Raw genomic sequence first — 17,150 nt, 5'->3', positions numbered from 1 at the left:
GCGTCCGCGAGCCCCTCCGGGCCCAGCGGGAAGTGGGCGCCGTCCTTGGTCAGGATCGGCAGGCCGGCGTTCGGCATGCACAGCAGGGGGATGCGGGAGTGGCGGGTGAGATAGCGCAGGTGCTCGCTCATCTCGGCCGGACCGGTCGAGCAGTTGAGGCCGATCATGTCGATGCCCAGCGGCTCCAGCGCGGTCAGCGCGGCACCGATCTCGGAACCCAGCAGCATCGTGCCGGTCGTCTCGAAGGCCATCGAGACCAGCAGGGGCACCTCGACTCCGGTCGCCTCCATCGCGCGGCGGGCACCGAGGACGGAGGCCTTGGTCTGGAGGAGGTCCTGCGTCGTCTCGACGATCAGGGCGTCGGCGCCGCCGGCCAGGAGTCCCTCGGCGTTGGTCTGGTAGCCGTCGCGGATCGTGCCGTACGCGATGTGGCCGAGCGTCGGCAGCTTGGTGCCCGGACCGACCGAGCCCAGGACCCAGCGGGTGCGGCCGTCGCGGGCCGCGTACTCGTCGGCGACCTCGCGGGCGATGCGGGCGCCCGCCTCGGACAGTTCGAACACGCGGTCGGCGATGTCGTACTCGACCATCGCCGTGTGGTTGGCGCCGAAGGTGTTCGTCTCGACGCAGTCGACGTCGGCGGCGAAGTACGCCTCGTGGACGGAGCGGACGATGTCCGGGCGGGTCACGTTCAGGATCTCGTTGCAGCCCTCGAGGTTCTCGAAGTCCTCCAACGTCGGGTCCTGAGCCTGCAGCATGGTGCCCATCGCTCCGTCGGCCACCACCACACGGGAGGCGAACGCGTCTCGGAGTGCGGACACACGGGTCCGGCTGTCGGCGGAAGGGGTCAGCGGCACAGAGGCCATGAAAGGGCTCCCTCGAGGTGCGACGGCTGTCGGCTTGGCGTCACCCGTGGAACAGTCCCCGCGGCGACGCCGTCAGGGTAACCGGGTCGGTGGCCCGCTGGTCAGAGCGTCCACGGGGCGGACGAGGATGGCCGGCAGGTCACTCTCGGAACACGAGTGACGCAACAGATGTGGACCGACCATTAGCGGGAGGTCGGCATGGACCGGTAGTGTTCGACATTGCCGAACGATGGCAGCGGGCGCCGCGGGTCGGCGGTCGCAGGGGACGGAGGCAGGACGGCGATGGCACGGAACATCCAGTCGCTCGAACGGGCGGCCGCGATGCTGCGGCTGCTCGCGGGCGGCGAGCGACGGCTCGGCCTCTCGGACATCGCCTCGTCGCTGAGCCTCGCCAAGGGCACCGCGCACGGCATCCTGCGGACCCTCCAGGCGGAGGGGTTCGTGGAGCAGGACGAGGCGTCGGGCCGCTACCAGCTGGGTGCCGAACTGCTGCGCCTGGGCACCACCTATCTCGACGTGCACGAGCTGCGGGCGCGCGCCCTGGTGTGGACGGACGACCTGGCCCGCTCCAGCGGGGAGAGCGTCCACCTGGGCGTGCTGCACCAGCAGGGCGTGCTGATCGTGCACCACGTCTTCCGCCCCGACGACAGCCGGCAGGTCCTGGAGATCGGGGCCATGCAGCCCCTGCACTGCACGGCCCTGGGCAAGGTGCTCTCCGCGTACGACCCGGTCGCGCACAGCGAGGCGCTGGAGAGCGACCGCAAGGCGTTCACGGACCGGACCGTGTGCGACCTGGACGCGTTCGAGCAGATCCTCGACATGACGCGCGCGCGTGGGTACGCGGCCGACGTCGAGGAGACCTGGGAGGGCGTCGCCTCCATCGCCGCGCCCATCCACGACCGGCGGCGCATGCCGGTGGGGGCGGTCGGCATCACCGGGGCCGTGGAGCGGCTGTACCGGGACGGCGAGCTGCGCCCCGAGCTGATCGCGGCCGTACGGGACTGCGCCCGCGCGGTGTCGCGGGACCTGGGCGCCGGGCGCTTCTGAGAACACGTACGACCGAGGGCCGGAACGCCGAGAGGTGTTCCGGCCCTCAGCCGTACTCCGACAAACAGGGCAAACACATAGATCGGTACACACAGTGCCCGCTCCGGAGCCCTATGTGCCGAAGTCAAGATCGATAGCTCGCGGCAATCAATAACGATCGCACTTTCGATAACAGAGCCCTTGACGTGCACGTAATGCCGGAGCAAGACTCCCGTCCATCGGTCGGCATTGTCGAACACCTACCGGCAATACGCGCTAGAGTGTGACAACGCCAAGGGCCGGCATCGCTCTCACCCCGAGAGCACGCGAACCACCGGAGGGACCCGGGGTTCTGCTTCCCCTGGACGAAGGACAAAGGAGTCGCGGGTGTCCAGCTCCGACATCTTCATCGGCGAGACCATCGGTACCGCCATACTCATCCTGCTCGGCGGCGGTGTCTGCGCCGCTGTCACGCTGAAGGCCTCCAAGGCTCGCAACGCCGGCTGGCTGGCCATCACCTTCGGGTGGGGCTTCGCCGTACTGACGGCCGTGTACACCTCGGCGCCGCTCTCCGGTGCCCACCTCAACCCGGCCGTGACGCTCGCACTCGCCATCAAGGACGGCGACTGGAGCAACGTCCCGGTCTACTGGGCCGGTCAGCTGCTCGGCGCGGCCATCGGCGCGGCGCTGGTCTGGGTCGCCTACTACGGCCAGTTCCAGGCGCACCTCACCGACCAGGAGATCGTCGGCGGCCCCGACACGCAGGCCACCGCGACCAAGTCCGTCGAGGCGCGGGAGAAGGGCGCCGGCCCGGTCCTGGGCGTCTTCTCCACCGGCCCCGAGATCCGCGTCGTGTGGCAGAACCTCGCCACGGAGATCATCGGCACCGTGGTCCTGGTGCTCGCCGTCCTCACCCAGGGCCTGAACGCCAACGGTGACGGCCTGGGCACCCTGGGCGCCCTCATCACCGCGCTCGTCGTGGTCTCCATCGGTCTGTCCCTCGGTGGCCCGACCGGTTACGCGATCAACCCGGCCCGTGACCTCGGCCCGCGCATCGTGCACGCCCTCCTGCCCCTCCCCAACAAGGGTGGCTCCGACTGGGGCTACGCCTGGATCCCGGTGGTCGGTCCGCTGATCGGCGGCGCCATCGCTGCAGGCATCTACAACGTCGCATTTGCTTAAGAGCGTCCGGCTCACACCGAGCCATCCAGCGCGCGCCGTACGTACAGCCCCTTAACCACGGACTTCCAGGAGCACACAGTGACCGACGCCCACACCGCCGGCCCCTTCATCGCCGCGATCGACCAGGGCACCACCTCCAGCCGCTGCATCGTCTTCGACCGCGACGGCCGTATCGTCTCGGTCGACCAGAAGGAACACGAGCAGATCTTCCCGAAGCCGGGCTGGGTCGAGCACAACGCCACCGAGATCTGGACCAACGTCCAGGAGGTCGTCGCCGGAGCCATCGAGAAGGCCGGCATCACCCGGGACGACATCAAGGCCATCGGCATCACCAACCAGCGCGAGACCACGCTGCTCTGGGACAAGAACACCGGTGAGCCCGTCCACAACGCCATCGTCTGGCAGGACACCCGCACCGACGGTCTGTGCAAGGAGCTCGGCCGCAACGTCGGCCAGGACCGCTTCCGCCGCGAGACGGGCCTTCCCCTCGCCTCGTACTTCGCCGGCCCCAAGGCCCGCTGGCTGCTGGACAACGTCGAGGGCCTGCGCGAGCGCGCCGAGGCCGGCGACATCCTCTTCGGCACCATGGACACCTGGGTCATCTGGAACCTGACCGGCGGTGTCAACGGCGGCAAGCACTACACCGACGTCACCAACGCCTCCCGCACCATGCTGATGAACCTGCACACGCTGGCGTGGGACGAGAAGATCGCCGAGTCCATCGGCGTTCCGATGTCGATGCTCCCCGAGATCCGTTCCTCCGCCGAGGTCTACGGCGAGGTCACCGGCGGCAAGCTGGGCGACCTGCTCGGCGGCATCCCGGTCGCCTCCGCGCTGGGCGACCAGCAGGCGGCCCTGTTCGGCCAGACCTGTTTCGCCGAGGGCGAGGCCAAGTCGACGTACGGCACCGGCACCTTCATGCTGATGAACACCGGCGAGAAGATCATCAACTCGTACTCCGGTCTGCTGACCACCGTCGGCTACCGCATCGGTGACGACAAGCCGGTCTACGCGCTCGAGGGCTCGATCGCCGTCACCGGTTCGCTGGTGCAGTGGATGCGCGACCAGATGGGCCTGATCTCCACCGCCGCCGAGATCGAGACCCTCGCGCTCTCGGTCGAGGACAACGGCGGCGCGTACTTCGTGCCGGCCTTCTCCGGTCTGTTCGCCCCGTACTGGCGCTCCGACGCCCGCGGTGTGATCGCCGGCCTGACCCGGTACGTCACCAAGGCGCACCTCGCGCGCGCCGTCCTGGAGGCCACGGCCTGGCAGACCCGTGAGATCACCGACGCCATGACGAAGGACTCCGGCGTCGAGCTCGCGGCCCTCAAGGTCGACGGCGGCATGACCTCCAACAACCTGCTGATGCAGACGCTCTCGGACTTCGTGGACGCTCCCGTGGTGCGCCCGATGGTCGCCGAGACCACCTGCCTCGGCGCCGCCTACGCCGCCGGTCTCGCCGTCGGCTTCTGGAGCAACACCGACGACCTGCGCGCCAACTGGCGCCGGGCCGCCGAGTGGACCCCCCGCATGGACGCGGAGACCCGCGACCGTGAGTACAAGAGCTGGCTCAAGGCCGTCGAGCGGACCATGGGCTGGCTTGAAGACGAGAGCTGACGAGAACCCTCAAGAGCTCTGACGAGGAGTAAGAACCCCACATGACCAGTCAGACCACCCTGCAGTCCGTGCCTGCCCTCGGTACGCGCCCGGCTTCCGGCTCGAACCCGAGCCGCGCCGAGACCCGGGAGCAGCTCGCCAAGGCGTCGTACGACCTTCTCGTGATCGGCGGCGGCATCCTGGGCATCTCCACCGCCTGGCACGCCGCGCAGTCCGGCCTCAGGGTGGCTCTGGTCGACGCCGGCGACTTCGCCGGCGCCACCTCCTCCGCCTCGTCCAAGCTTCTCCACGGCGGTCTGCGCTACCTGCAGACCGGCGCGGTGAGGCTGGTGGCGGAGAACCACTTCGAGCGCCGTGCGGTGTCCCGCCAGGTGGCCCCCCACCTGGCGAACCCGCTCACGTTCTACCTCCCCGTGTACAAGGGCGGGCCGCACGGCGCGGCGAAGCTCGGGGCGGGCGTGTTCGCCTACTCCGCGCTCTCCGCCTTCGGTGACGGCGTCGGTCACCTGCTCTCGCCGTCGAAGGCCGCGCAGGACGTGCCCGAGCTGCGCACCGACAACCTCAAGGCCGTGGCCGTGTACGGCGACGACCAGATGAACGACGCCCGCATGGCGCTGATGACGGTCCGCGCGGCCGTCGAGGCGGGCGCGGTCGTCCTCAACCACTCCGAGGTCACCGGCCTGCGCTTCACCAAGGGCCGGGTGACGGGTGCGGACCTGCGGGACCGTCAGTCCGGTGACGAGTTCGGCGTGAACGCCCGGCTGGTGCTGAACGCGACCGGGCCGTGGGTCGACCACCTGCGCAGGATGGAGGACCCGAACGCGGCGCCGTCCATCCGCCTGTCGAAGGGCGCCCACCTGGTCCTGAAGCGCACCTCCCCGTGGAAGGCCGCGCTGGCCACCCCGATCGACAAGTACCGCATCACCTTCGCCCTCCCCTGGGAGGACATGCTGCTGCTCGGCACGACCGACGAGGAGTTCGAGGGCGACCCGGCGGACGTCGCGGTCACCGAGAAGGACACCGCCCAGATACTCGACGAGGCCGCGTTCTCCATCCGCGACCAGCAGCTCGACCGTGACCTGATCACGTACTCCTTCGCGGGCCTGCGCGTGCTTCCGGGCGGCCCCGGTGACACGGCGAAGGCCAAGCGCGAGACCGTGGTGACCGAGGGCAGGGGCGGGATGCTGTCGGTCGCGGGCGGCAAGTGGACGACCTTCCGGCACATCGGCCGTACGGTGATGCAGAAGCTGGAGGCGCTGCCGGGCCACCCGCTGGGCGACGACTTCGAACCGATGTCCTCGCTGCCCAAGAAGCTGCCGCTGCCGGGTGTCGCCAACCCCCGTGCCGTGGCGCACCGTCTGCTCGTCGACCACCCCGCGCCGGGTCCGCGCATGTCGGCCGACACGGCCAGGCACCTGGCGACCCACTACGGTTCGCTGGCCTTCGACATCGCCCGGATCGCCAACGAGAACCCCGAACTCGCCGAGCGGGTCCACCCGGACGCCCCGGAGATCTGGGCGCAGGTCGTCTACGCCCGGGACAACGAGTGGGCCGAGACGCAGGACGACGTGCTGCGCCGCCGCACGACGCTGACGATCCGCGGCCTCGCCACCGACGAGGTCCGCGCCAAGGTGCAGGACCTGCTGGACAAGAAGTAGACCTCGGTGCGGCCCCTCCCGACCGGGGCCGCATCGCCGGGTAAGGCCCCTCTCCCCTAGGGGCCGGACCCGCGGAAGGGGCGGCTCCACGCCGATGGAAGCCGCCCCTTTCGCGTGCCGCTCTGTCAGTGCCGGGTGCTTTCATGAGCGTCATGAACAATGATCACGCCGCCCCCGCAGAACTCGCCGCGCTGCGGGAGGCGTTCGCCGTGGACGACGGAGGCGCGTCGGCCCTCGGCTGGGACGCGGTGCGTGCCTTCGAGGCGGAGCACGGGGTGGTGCTGCCGGAGCCGTACCGGACGTTCGTGGCGGAGATATCGGACGGGTCGTCGCAGGGGCCGCCGGAGTACGGACTCATAGGACTGGCCGAACTCCCGTACGACTGGGGGGACGACGGCGAGGGCCGGGCCTTGGGCGAGCCGTTCCCGCTGACGGAGGGGTGGCTGTGGGAGGAAGACGAGACGGAGGCCGAGGACCTCGACGCCGCCATCGAGCAGGTCTTCGACCACGGCTCGATCGTGCTCGGTACCGATGGGTGCGCCATGAACTGGCACCTCGTGGTGACCGGACCGCACCGCGGACACGTCTGGCACGTCACCGAGGTGGGCGCGATGCCCTTCGGCGCGGAGTTCGGCCACACGACCTCGGCGCCGGGCTTCGCGGGCTGGGTGGCCCACTGGGCGGCCGGCAGGGAGTGGTTCGACGCCGCCTGAGGTGGCCCGCCGCGGCCCGGCGGGACGGACCGGTTCCGGTGGCGGGTTCACTGGGTCGTGGGCGCCGCGCATAATGAGCCGAGACATCCGATGTCTGAACGGCAGGGAGACCGGCATGGCAGTCACCGACGAGGCGATCGAGAAGATCAAGGGCATGATCGTCAGCGGAGCGCTGCGCCCCGGTGACCGGCTTCCCAAGGAGAGCGAGCTCGCCGCCGATCTGGGACTGTCGCGCAACTCCCTGCGGGAGGCGGTGCGCGCCCTGTCGCTGATCCGGATCCTGGACGTACGGCAGGGCGACGGCACCTATGTGACCAGTCTGGATCCCCAGCTGCTCCTGGAAGCCGTCAGCTTCGTCGTCGACTTCCACCGCGACGACACGGTGCTGGAGTTCCTGGCCGTGCGCCGCATCCTGGAGCCGGCCGCGACCGCGATGGCCGCCTTGCGCATCAGCGAGCAGCAACTGGACGCGCTCTCTGCCCAGTTGGACAAGCTCGGTGACGACCCGTCGGTGGAGGAGCTGGTCGCCAGCGACCTCGAGTTCCACCGGGGCATCGTGCAGAGTTCCGGGAACTCGGTCCTCTGCTCCCTGCTCGACGGCCTGTCCGGGCCCACCACCCGGGCCCGCATCTGGCGCGGTCTGACGCAGGAGGACGCGGTCAGCCGAACCCTGCACGAGCACCGGGCGATCCTGGCGGCGCTGCGCGACCGGGACGCCGAGGCGGCCCGCTCCTGGGCGACCGTGCACATCGCGAGCGTGGAGCAGTGGCTGCGGTCTTCGCTGTGACGTGTTCGGGGACGGCGATCGGGGCAGTGATCCGTTCACTCCCCCGTGCAAGGGGGCTGCGGGCGCCCCCGCCGCACGCCGTAAGGTTGGGTCGTTAAGCGAGGGCACGTCGGAAGGAGGCGCTGGGTGATCGAGCTGGAGGGAGTTCCCGAGCTGATCGACCCAGTCATGGTGGCCGCGTTCGAGGGCTGGAACGATGCCGGCGACGCCGCCTCCACCGCGGTCGCACACCTGGACCGGGAGTGGAAGGGCGAGGTGTTCGCGGCGCTGGACGCCGAGGACTACTACGACTTCCAGGTGAACCGCCCCACGGTGTGGCTGGACGGCGGAGTGCGCAAGGTCACGTGGCCCACGACAAGGTTGTCGGTCGTCCGGGTCGGCGGTGAGAAGCCGCGCGATCTCGTGCTCGTGCGAGGTATCGAACCGTCCATGCGATGGCGCTCGTTCTGCAACGAGATCCTCGGCTTCGCGCACGAGCTGGGCGTGGAGCTGGTGGTGGTCCTGGGCGCCCTGCTGGGCGACACCCCGCACACCCGTCCGGTGCCGGTCAGCGGCGTCACGTCCGACGCCGACCTGGCCCAGCGGATGGACCTGGAGGAGACCAAGTACGAGGGCCCCACGGGCATCGTCGGCATCCTCCAGGAGGCGTGCACGCACGCGGGTGTGCCGGCCGTGTCGCTGTGGGCGGCCGTTCCGCACTACGTGTCGCAGCCGCCGAACCCGAAGGCGACGCTGGCCCTCCTCAACCGTCTGGAGGACCTGATCGACGTGCGCATCCCGCTGGGCGAGCTGCCCGAGGACGCGCGCGCCTGGCAGGTGGGTGTGGACCAGCTGGCCGCCGAGGACAGCGAGGTCGCCGAGTACGTCCAGACGCTGGAGGAGGCCCGGGACACCGCCGAGCTGCCGGAGGCGTCGGGCGAGGCGATCGCCCGGGAGTTCGAGCGGTATCTGCGGCGCCGGGACGGGTCGGGGCCGGGCGGCTCCGGCGGACACGCCACGGCGGACGGCAGCGACAGCACCCCGTACCTGCGGGACAACCCCGGCGGTCGTACGAAACCGCCGAAGCCGCCGAAGCCGGAGGCGGACGACGAGGACTCGTCGTCGTCGGAGGAGTGAACCAGTAGGGCGGTGTGCCTGTCGGCGCACCGCCCTACCGCGTCGGTCCTGGGGTCTCAGACCCGCCGCACCGTCACCGCGTCGTACTCGGTCCGCGGTGTCGGCTCCACGTCGAAGCGCGCGTTCGGCAGGTACAGGCGCTCGCCCCACGCCGCCACCGTCGTCGGGATACGGAAGCGCGGATCGGTGATGCGGGCGATCGCGGTGCCCTTGGTGCCGGCGTCGTTCAGCCGGAACACGTCGATCGCGTTCTGCTGCTGCTGGACGGCGTAGAGGATCCGGCCGAGCAGCAGCAGGCCGTCGCCGTTCGGCAGTCTCGACGAGCCGAGGTCGACGGTGCGGGCGGCCCCGGTGCGCGGGTCGACCCGCAGGAGGCTGCCACCGTCGGCGAAGGCGTTGACCACGAGCAGGGCGCTGCCGTCGGGCGTGCGCTCGATGCCGTTGGCGGTGAAGTCCGGGCCCTGCTCCCAGTCGCCGGTCAGCGGCAGGACGCGCACGGAGCCGGGGCCGCGGTCGCCACCGCGGGCCAGCCGGTAGAGCTGGGGCTTGAAGGAGTCGGTGAACCAGGCGGCGCCGGGTGTGAGGACGACGTCGTTCACGAAGGTGCCGCCGGTGGCGTACACCTGCCGAACGTCTCCGGTGCGGGCGTCGACCGTGCGGATCTCTCCGCTGTCGCCGCCGGCCACGAAGAGCGTGCCCTGCCGGTCTATCTTCAGGCCCACGCAGGGGTGCCCGGCGCCGAGGCCCTTGCCGACGACCGCGCCGCGGCCGGTCGCCAGACTCGCCCGGTAGATGGCTCCGTCCGCGAGCGAGCCGAAGTAGGCGACGGGCTTCGAACCGATGGTGATGCCCTCGGGCTGGAAGCCGTCGGGCAGCGGGAACCGTGCGGGCCACGCGTGCTGCCGGGTCTCGGCCGCGTGCGCCGTACCACCGAGGAGGGCCGCGCCGGAGAGGGCGGCGGCAGTGGTGAGCAGTCTTCGACGTGCGAAGGAACGGTCCGTGAGTGCCACTGTGCGTCCTTCCGCAGGGGGCCGGCAAGGCCGGCCGGAACGGTCAACAGCCGCTCTCACCCCATCACATGGCCGTCGCCACCGCAGCCCCCTGCCGGATGCCGAAAGGCGCTTCCCCCGGTGGGGAGGAAGCGCCCCTCACTGACGTCCTGCGGTCCTACAGGGCCACGCCGAGCAGGGCGTCCACCGCGCGTGACACGATACCGGGCGCGCCTTCGTCCGTACCGCCCCGCGCGTCCTGGAGCTCCGCCCACCGGTCCACGGCGGCCAGGGCGGCGGGCGCGTCCAGGTCGGCGGCGAGGGCCTCGCGGATCTCCTCGACCACCGCCTCGGCGGGCGGGCCGTCGGGGCGCGAGACGGCGGCACGCCAGCGGCCGAGCCGGTCCAGGGCGTCCTGGAGTACCTGGTCGGTCCACTCCCAGTCGGCCCGGTAGTGATGGGCGAGCAGGGCGAGCCGGATGGCGGCCGGGTCGACGCCGTCGCGCCGCAGCTTCGACACGAACACGAGGTTGCCCTTGGACTTGGACATCTTCTCGCCGTGCAGGGCGACCATGCCGGCGTGGACGTACGCCTTGGCCATCGGGAACTCGCCGGTCAGCACCTGGGCGTGCGAGGCGCCCATCTCGTGGTGCGGGAAGGCGAGGTCGGAACCGCCGCCCTGTACGTCGAAGCCCATGCCGAGGTGGTCGAGGGCGATCGCGACGCACTCGATGTGCCAGCCGGGCCGGCCGCGGCCGAGCGAGGCGCCGTCCCAACTGGGCTCGCCCTCACGGGCCGCCGTCCACAGCATCGGGTCGAGCGGGTTCTTCTTGCCCGGCCGGTCGGGGTCGCCTCCGCGCTCGGCGGACAACAGGCGCATGGCGGCCGCGTCCAGGCCCGACACCTTGCCGAAGTCCGGGTCGGACTCCACGGAGAAGTAGACGTCTCCCTCGAGTTCGTACGCGGCACCCGCGTCGCGCAGTCGTTCGACGAGCGGCACGATGCCGGGTATCGCCTCGACCGCGCCGACGTAGTGCTGAGGGGGCAGCATCCGCAGGGCCGTCATGTCCTCGCGGAAGAGCGCGGTCTCCTTCTCGGCGAGCGCGACCCAGTCGACGCCGTCGCGCTCGGCCCGCTCGAGAAGGGGATCGTCGACGTCGGTGACGTTCTGGACGTAGTGAACCTGCCGCTTGGTGTCCAGCCACACGCGCTGGACGAGGTCGAACGCGTTGTAGGTCGCCGCGTGTCCCATGTGGGTCGCGTCGTACGGCGTGATGCCGCAGACGTAGATACGGGCGACGGGACCGGGATCGAGGGAGACCAGACCGCCGGTCGCGGTGTCGTGGATCCTCAGGTCGCGGCCCTGACCAGGCAGGGCGGGGACCTCGGAAGCGGGCCAGGCATGCATGTCATGAGCCTAACCGGACGGATGTTCCGGATACGAACCGGACCGGGCCGGATGGCCGGTAAGGCGTTCTTGCGCCCTATGGAGAGGTGTGCAGCACGCCACGGCGGCAGACCGCACCGGCCTCCGCCGCGCCGCGGCTACACCGGAGGCCACGGGATGGCCGGCCACTCCCCGCTCGGCTCCGGGTGCTTCCCGGTGGCCAGCAGCGCGTCCACACGCGCGCGGGTGGCGTCGAGTTCGGCGGCGGTGATCAGCCCGGCCAGCCGTGCGGTGAGCGCCCCGGCAGCGCCGAGCGCCTCCTTGAGGCCCTTCAGTACGTCGACCGCCTCACCCGTGAGCGGCTCCCCCGCCCACCCCCACAGCAGCGTCCGCAACTTGTTCTCGGCGTTGAAGGTGACACCGTGGTCGATCCCGTACAGACGGCCGTCGGGGGCGGGCAGGAAGTGACCACCCTTGCGGTCCGCGTTGTTGATCACGGCGTCCAGCACGGCCAGCCGGCGCAGCCTCTCGTCGTCGGCGTGCACCAGCAGCGCGGTCCGCCCCTCCCCCACCTCGGCGAAACCGATCGCCTTCCAGCCGGGCTCCGGCTCCTCCGCGTCGACGAGGGCGAGCAGCTCGGAGTCGGGCGTCGTCTCGATCCACAGCTGGCACATTCCCTCGCCGTACGGCCCGTCGCGCAGCACGGTGTGCGGCACGAGGCCCCATCCGGTCGCCTCGGAGACCTCGTAGGCGGCGACCTCACGCTGGGCCAGGGTCCCGTCGGGGAAGTCCCACAGGGGCCGCTCCCCGGCCACCGGCTTGTAGATGCAGGCGGCCTCCTGTCCGTCGCGCGCGACCGTGCAGTACAGCGCGGCGTTGGACGCCTCGCGGATCCGGCCGCGCACGGTGAGCTCGCCTTCGACGAGCAGTTCGGGAGACGCTGCGGCGGGCGGTTCGGCGGACGCCTCGGGGGGCGGCTCGCTCGACGTCGGTCCGGCCGTCACGCTCCGCGGCGGTATCCGTTCTGGCGCGGACATACGTGTCCTTCCGGGTCGAGCGGGAGGCTGCACAGCGGGCACGGCGGCCGCCCGGCGTTGACGACGTCCAGGGCCCGCTTGGCGAAGGCCCGCGCCTGTGCGCCGGTGAGCCTGACCCGCAGCATCGGGGGGCCGTTCTCCTCGTCCTGGAGGAGACGCTCCTCGGCCTCGGCCAGGTCCTCCTCGGAGTCCGCGTCGAGTTCGACGAGGGCCTGCGCCTCGACGATCATGCGCTGCTCGTCGCCGTCCCAGGCGAGGGCCATGGTGCCGACCCGGAACTCCTCCTCGACGGGGGTGTCCAGCGGCTCGGAGTCGGCGACTTCGGAGGGTGCGACGGCTGGGACGGCGGCGCTGCCGCCACTACGGCGCAGAACCTCGTCCAGCAGCTCGTCCATGCGTTCGGCGAGCGCGGCCACCTGGGTCTTCTCCAGGGCCACGCTGGTCACCCGGGGGCCGGCCGTGGCCTGGAGGAAGAACGTACGGCGTCCGGGCAGTCCGACCGTACCGGCCACGAAGCGGTCCGGGGGGTCGTAGAGGAACACCTGACGGGACACGTCCTGTCTCCATTGAAATCGTGAGTACGTGGTCGTGAGCGGACCGCTTCACCCTACTGCGCCTGACGATCACGGTGCGCCCGCACCACCCCCGACCGGGGCTTCGTCGGCCGGCGCCTCCTCGCGCGGCACCAGGGACGCGAAGTCGCCGGTGTCGCCGAGGCGGACGAGAAACGGCCTCAGACGGGTGTAACGGATCGCGGTGATGGAACACGGTTCAACAGAAATCCGCTGGAAGAGGTCGAGATGAAGTCCGAGTGCGTCCGCCACGAGCGACTTGATGATGTCGCCGTGGGAGCACATGAGGTACACGGCGTCAGGGCCGTGATCGCGCTCCACGCGCGCGTTCCACTCGCGCACCGCCTCGGCGGCGCGGGTCTGCATCGCGCGCATCGACTCCCCGCCGGGGAACGCCGCCGCCGAGGGGTGCGCCTGCACCACCTGCATCAGCGGTTCGTCCGCGAGCTCGGCGAGCTTGCGGTTCGACCAGTCGCCGTAGTGGCACTCCCCGATCCGCTCGTCCGTGTGCGCGGTGAGGCCGGGACGTGCGTCCAGCAGCGGCCTGAGCGTCTCCTGGCAGCGCTGCAGCGGGCTGGTGACGATCTCGGCGATCGGCAGCCCGGCGAGCCGCCCGGGCAGCGCGGCGGCCTGTTCGGCGCCCCGCTCGTCGAGGGCGACCCCGGGCGTCCACCCGGCGAGCAGCCCCTCGGTGTTGGCGGTGGAACGTCCGTGCCGTACAAGGATCAACGTGGGCATGCGGCCCAGCGTAGGCGTACGTCGCCGTCCGGCGGCCCCTCGGCGACGGGAGAACACGTTCAGTGATCGTCGACTGTGCCATCTACCGTGAAGGGCGCCGGACGGCCGGCCCCGAAGACCTCTCCGACGCCCTGGCCGAGGCCCGGGCGGCGCACGGGTTCGTCTGGATCGGTCTGCACGAACCGTCCGAGAAGGAGTTCGACCGCGTCACCCGCGAGTTCGACCTGCACCCGCTGGCGGTCGAGGACGCCCTGAAGGCCCACCAGCGGCCCAAACTGGAGGTCTACGACGACTCGCTCTTCGTCGTCCTCAAGCCCGTCGTGTACGAGCCGAAGAGCGACGCCGTCTCCACCGGCGAGGTCATGCTCTTCCTCGGCGACTCGTTCGTGGTGACCGTCCGCCACGGCGAGGGCGCCCCGCTGAGCGCCGTACGGCACCGTCTGGAGCAGGAGCCCGAGCTGCTCGGCACGGGCCCCACCACCGTGCTCCACGCGGTCGCCGACGCCGTCGTCGACCACTACCTGGAAGTGGCGACGGAGCTGCAGACCGACCTGGAGGAGCTGGAGACGGAGGTGTTCTCTCCGGACGGCGGCGGCTCGCGCCACACCGCGTCCCGGATCTACACCTTCAAGCGGCAGATCCTGGAGTTCCGCCGGGCGACCGGCCCGCTCGCGCTGCCCGTGGCCCGGCTCGCGGGTGTCGAGCAGTTCGGCGGGGTGGTGCCCTTCGTGGACGACAGCGCGCGGCCCTTCTTCCGCGACGTCAACGACCACCTCACGCGCGTGAACGAGTCCGTGGAGGGTCTCGACCGGCTGGTCTCGGACGTCCTGTCCGCGCACCTCGCGCAGATGAGCGTCCGCCAGAACGACGACATGCGGAAGATCTCCGCGTGGGCGGCCATGGCCGCGATCCCCACGATGATCGCGGGGATCTACGGCATGAACTTCGAGCACATGCCGGAGCTGCGGTGGGTCTGGGCGTATCCGGCGGTGATCGTGCTGATGGCCGTCCTGGAGGTGCTGCTGTACCGGCTGTTCAAGAGCCGGGGGTGGATGTAGCGGGTGCGGTGGGGTGGATGCGGTCGGGTCAGGCGAACTCGGGAGCCGAGGTCGCCGGGCCGCCCAGCGCGTCACGGCGCTCCGGCATCGCCAGTGACACCATCCGGCGCCAGCCCGCCAGGCGTTCGTACGCGTACACCGCGTGGATGCCCGCCGCCAGCACCGCCGACTTCGCCTTCGGCCAGCCGAGAATGCGGCCCATGTGCGCCATGACGGCCAGGCTGACGTCCCGGTAGACCCTGATCTCCACCAGAGCGCACTCCCGCAGCGCCCGCTGGATGGCCCGGCCGTGCCCCGCGTACGCGAGGCGCAGCAACTCCTCGTGGCAGTAGGCGAGGTGGTTGTCCTCGTCATGGGAGATCATCCGCACCGCGCGACCCAGGTCGGGATGGTCGGCGAAGTGCTTGCGCAGCAGGTCCATCTGCTCCGAGGCCCGCTGCTCGGTGACCCGGCTGTGGGCCAGGTAGGTGACGATGTCCGGCACGGTCAGCGGTTCGTCGCTCTTGAGCTTCTCGTGGGCCAGTCCGATGCCGTGTTTCTCCAGCAGCATCGTGTAGTCGGTCTCGGGCGGCACCGGAACGGGCTCCAGGGCGCGCTTCTTCATCAGCGCGTTGAAGATCCGCCCGTGCTTGTCCTCGTCCGCTCCGTGCCGGGTGATCTTGGGGGCCAGGTGGCGCTCGCCCGCGGGGACGAGCGCGGCGATGCGGGCGTTCTCCCAGCCGCCCTGGGACTCCCCACTGGCCGCGATGGAGCAGAACAGCCGGAACGACTCGTCGTTGTCGAGGATCTCCTGGAACAGACTCTTGGCCGAAAGCATCGTGAGCACCTCTCTGCAGGACTCTCCGCAGGATCCGCAAAGAACGAGTCAAATGCGGCGCGAGGGGTGCTGCAACAGCTGTGTCGGACAACTCCGCCAAAAGGAGGACGCCCGGAGTCACTCCTGAGGCGTAACCGTGCGGGCTCGGGCGCGTTGTTCTGTGTGACGGCCGTGGCGGGGAAGACCCCCGAGCCCCCACCACGGCCGCGGAACCCTCCGGTGGTCGAACCGGTTGCTCCTATGCGAGGCCGGCGCGCTCCATGGCCTCCGTGCCGGCGCGGAGCGAGGCGATCCGCTCGTCGAGCGTGAAGCCCGCGGGGGCGAGGGTGAGGGTGGTGACACCGACCGCCGCGTAGGCCTTCATCCGGTCCGCGATGCGGTCGACGGAGCCCAGGAGCGTCGTCTTGTCGATGAGGTCGTGCGGTACGGCGGCCGCCGCGCCCTGCTTGTCGCCGGACAGGTACCTGTCCTGGATCTCGGCGGCCTCCTGCTCGTATCCCATGCGCTGGGCGAGCTGGTTGTAGAAGTTCTGCTTCCGGCTGCCCATGCCGCCGACGTACAGCGCGGTGTACGGGCGGAAGGTGTCGGCGAGGGTGGTCACGTCCTTGTCGTCGCCGACGGCCAGGGGCAGGGTCGGGCAGACGTCGAAGCCGTCCAGGGTCTTGCCGGCCTTCTCCCGGCCCGCGCGCAGGTACTTGATCGCGGTGTCCTCGATGTGGTCGGCGGACGGGAAGATCAGCAGGGCGCCGTCGGCGATCTCACCGGTCTGTTCGAGGTTCTTCGGGCCGATGGCGGCGATGTACAGCGGGATGTGCTCGCGCTCCGGGTGCACGGTGAGCTTGATGGGCTTGCCGGGGCCGCCGGGGAGGGGGAGGGTCCAGTGTTCGCCCTCGAAGGAGAGGCGTTCGCGGGTCATCGCCTTGCGGACGATCTCCACGTACTCGCGGGTGCGGGAGAGGGGCTTGTCGAACTTGACGCCGTACCAGCCTTCGGAGACCTGGGGGCCGGAGACGCCGAGGCCCAGGCGGAAGCGGCCGCCGGAGAGGGAGTCGAGGGTGGCCGCGGTCATCGCGGTCATGGCCGGCTGGCGGGCCGGGATCTGGAAGATGGCCGAGCCGACGTCGATGCGTTCGGTCTGGGCGGCGACCCAGGTGAGTACGGTGGCCGCGTCGGAGCCGTAGGCCTCGGCGGCCCAGCAGACGGCGTATCCGAGGCGGTCGGCCTCCTGGGCGACGGCCAGATTGTCCGCGTCCATGCCGGCACCCCAGTAGCCGAGGTTGATCCCGAGCTGCATGCCGTTCCCCTTACCGATCAGTAACGTCCCTTGTGCGGAGACCATAGCGTGTGGGTGCCTGCGGCGGCCTGTGCGGGTGGACGGGGTGCGCGTAGCGGCTCGGGTTCGAGGGTGGCTCGGGGCCGCGTCGTGGGTCGGCGCCGCGTCGGGGGGGCCGCCCTCGGAACGTCGCGGAATCGGCTATCTCCCCACGCGGCCGTGTTGACGCGAACCCGCTGCGGGCGGACACCCCCCGACACGTCCCCTGCTCGTCGTACGCGAGTGCGGGACCCTTGTGGCGTCGGTCTGCGTCTTCA

16 protein-coding genes are annotated in these 17,150 nt (G+C 70.7%); 8 read left to right on the top strand and 8 right to left on the bottom strand.

Annotated features, from left to right (window positions below):
• Positions 1–863: homocysteine S-methyltransferase family protein (locus AQJ84_RS36680; protein WP_211276884.1), on the bottom strand; the 863-nt coding region annotated here is incomplete at its 3' end.
• 282 nt (positions 864–1,145) lie between these two features.
• On the opposite strand from AQJ84_RS36680, the gene AQJ84_RS36675 reads away from it, so the two are divergent.
• The 7 genes from AQJ84_RS36675 (at position 1,146) to AQJ84_RS36645 (ending at position 8,962) form a co-directional block, all read left to right on the top strand.
• Complete coding sequence (locus AQJ84_RS36675; protein WP_030044597.1) at positions 1,146–1,910, top strand: IclR family transcriptional regulator; 765 nt, start codon at positions 1,146–1,148, stop codon at positions 1,908–1,910.
• 366 nt (positions 1,911–2,276) lie between these two features.
• A complete protein-coding gene (locus AQJ84_RS36670; RefSeq protein WP_030044598.1) occupies positions 2,277–3,071 on the top strand; it encodes an MIP/aquaporin family protein in 795 nt (264 codons plus the stop codon).
• Between the two features lie 78 nt (positions 3,072–3,149).
• The gene (gene glpK, locus AQJ84_RS36665) at positions 3,150–4,688 is read left to right on the top strand and encodes a glycerol kinase GlpK (protein WP_030044599.1); all 1,539 of its coding nucleotides are present in this window, start codon (positions 3,150–3,152) and stop codon (positions 4,686–4,688) included.
• A gap of 41 nt (positions 4,689–4,729) precedes the next feature.
• Positions 4,730–6,346 (top strand): glycerol-3-phosphate dehydrogenase/oxidase, encoded by a 1,617-nt coding sequence (locus AQJ84_RS36660; RefSeq protein WP_030044600.1) that lies wholly within the window; start codon positions 4,730–4,732, stop codon positions 6,344–6,346.
• Between the two features lie 152 nt (positions 6,347–6,498).
• Positions 6,499–7,059: an SMI1/KNR4 family protein gene (locus AQJ84_RS36655; RefSeq protein ID WP_030044601.1), complete on the top strand. Its 561-nt coding sequence runs from the start codon at positions 6,499–6,501 to the stop codon at positions 7,057–7,059.
• Positions 7,060–7,174: 115 nt separating this feature from the next.
• Positions 7,175–7,846 (top strand): FadR/GntR family transcriptional regulator, encoded by a 672-nt coding sequence (locus AQJ84_RS36650; protein WP_030044602.1) that lies wholly within the window; start codon positions 7,175–7,177, stop codon positions 7,844–7,846.
• Positions 7,847–7,972: 126 nt separating this feature from the next.
• Positions 7,973–8,962: a PAC2 family protein gene (locus AQJ84_RS36645; RefSeq protein WP_053193058.1), complete on the top strand. Its 990-nt coding sequence runs from the start codon at positions 7,973–7,975 to the stop codon at positions 8,960–8,962.
• A 56-nt stretch (positions 8,963–9,018) separates the two neighbouring features.
• Here AQJ84_RS36645 and AQJ84_RS36640 read toward each other — a convergent pair whose 3' ends face one another.
• The 5 genes from AQJ84_RS36640 to AQJ84_RS36620 form a co-directional block, all read right to left on the bottom strand.
• Positions 9,019–9,972 (bottom strand): NHL repeat-containing protein, encoded by a 954-nt coding sequence (locus AQJ84_RS36640; RefSeq protein ID WP_053193060.1) that lies wholly within the window; start codon positions 9,970–9,972, stop codon positions 9,019–9,021.
• Positions 9,973–10,129: 157 nt separating this feature from the next.
• A complete protein-coding gene (gene mshC / locus AQJ84_RS36635; protein WP_030044606.1) occupies positions 10,130–11,359 on the bottom strand; it encodes a cysteine--1-D-myo-inosityl 2-amino-2-deoxy-alpha-D-glucopyranoside ligase in 1,230 nt (409 codons plus the stop codon).
• 137 nt (positions 11,360–11,496) lie between these two features.
• Entirely contained in the window at positions 11,497–12,375 is an 879-nt protein-coding gene (locus tag AQJ84_RS36630; protein WP_079022755.1) for an SCO1664 family protein, read from the bottom strand.
• The gene (locus AQJ84_RS36625) at positions 12,339–12,929 is read right to left on the bottom strand and encodes a DUF3090 domain-containing protein (RefSeq protein ID WP_053193062.1); all 591 of its coding nucleotides are present in this window, start codon (positions 12,927–12,929) and stop codon (positions 12,339–12,341) included. Before AQJ84_RS36625 ends, AQJ84_RS36630 begins: the two co-directional genes overlap by 37 nt.
• Before the next feature lie 69 nt (positions 12,930–12,998).
• Entirely contained in the window at positions 12,999–13,685 is a 687-nt protein-coding gene (locus AQJ84_RS36620) for a histidine phosphatase family protein (RefSeq protein WP_030044608.1), read from the bottom strand.
• A 62-nt stretch (positions 13,686–13,747) separates the two neighbouring features.
• Between AQJ84_RS36620 and AQJ84_RS36615 the strand changes: the two genes are divergently transcribed.
• Positions 13,748–14,743, top strand: a complete 996-nt coding sequence (locus AQJ84_RS36615; RefSeq protein ID WP_030044609.1) for a magnesium and cobalt transport protein CorA — start codon at positions 13,748–13,750, stop codon at positions 14,741–14,743.
• 28 nt (positions 14,744–14,771) lie between these two features.
• Here AQJ84_RS36615 and AQJ84_RS36610 read toward each other — a convergent pair whose 3' ends face one another.
• Both AQJ84_RS36610 and AQJ84_RS36605 read right to left on the bottom strand, forming a co-directional pair.
• Positions 14,772–15,560, bottom strand: a complete 789-nt coding sequence (locus AQJ84_RS36610) for a hypothetical protein (protein WP_030044610.1) — start codon at positions 15,558–15,560, stop codon at positions 14,772–14,774.
• Between the two features lie 238 nt (positions 15,561–15,798).
• The gene (locus AQJ84_RS36605; protein ID WP_030044611.1) at positions 15,799–16,854 is read right to left on the bottom strand and encodes an LLM class F420-dependent oxidoreductase; all 1,056 of its coding nucleotides are present in this window, start codon (positions 16,852–16,854) and stop codon (positions 15,799–15,801) included.
• Positions 16,855–17,150 lie beyond the last annotated feature (296 nt).

Origin of the sequence: Streptomyces resistomycificus, assembly GCF_001514265.1 — a bacterium.
Lineage (GTDB): Bacteria > Actinomycetota > Actinomycetes > Streptomycetales > Streptomycetaceae > Streptomyces > Streptomyces resistomycificus.
Note: the sequence above shows the minus strand (reverse complement) of the source record. Positions and strands in the feature narration are given on the sequence as shown.

What these genes read in the sequence shown, in the direction of transcription:
- AQJ84_RS36610 (WP_030044610.1), bottom strand. Translation starts at nt 15,560, where the DNA reads ATGCTTTCGGCCAAGAGTCTGTTCCAGGAGATCCTCGACAACGACGAG.
- AQJ84_RS36675 (WP_030044597.1), top strand. Translation starts at nt 1,146, where the DNA reads ATGGCACGGAACATCCAGTCGCTCGAACGGGCGGCCGCGATGCTGCGG.
- AQJ84_RS36655 (WP_030044601.1), top strand. Translation starts at nt 6,499, where the DNA reads ATGAACAATGATCACGCCGCCCCCGCAGAACTCGCCGCGCTGCGGGAG.
- AQJ84_RS36630 (WP_079022755.1), bottom strand. Translation starts at nt 12,375, where the DNA reads ATGTCCGCGCCAGAACGGATACCGCCGCGGAGCGTGACGGCCGGACCG.
- AQJ84_RS36650 (WP_030044602.1), top strand. Translation starts at nt 7,175, where the DNA reads ATGGCAGTCACCGACGAGGCGATCGAGAAGATCAAGGGCATGATCGTC.
- AQJ84_RS36605 (WP_030044611.1), bottom strand. Translation starts at nt 16,854, where the DNA reads ATGCAGCTCGGGATCAACCTCGGCTACTGGGGTGCCGGCATGGACGCG.
- mshC (WP_030044606.1), bottom strand. Translation starts at nt 11,359, where the DNA reads ATGCATGCCTGGCCCGCTTCCGAGGTCCCCGCCCTGCCTGGTCAGGGC.
- AQJ84_RS36620 (WP_030044608.1), bottom strand. Translation starts at nt 13,685, where the DNA reads ATGCCCACGTTGATCCTTGTACGGCACGGACGTTCCACCGCCAACACC.
- AQJ84_RS36660 (WP_030044600.1), top strand. Translation starts at nt 4,730, where the DNA reads ATGACCAGTCAGACCACCCTGCAGTCCGTGCCTGCCCTCGGTACGCGC.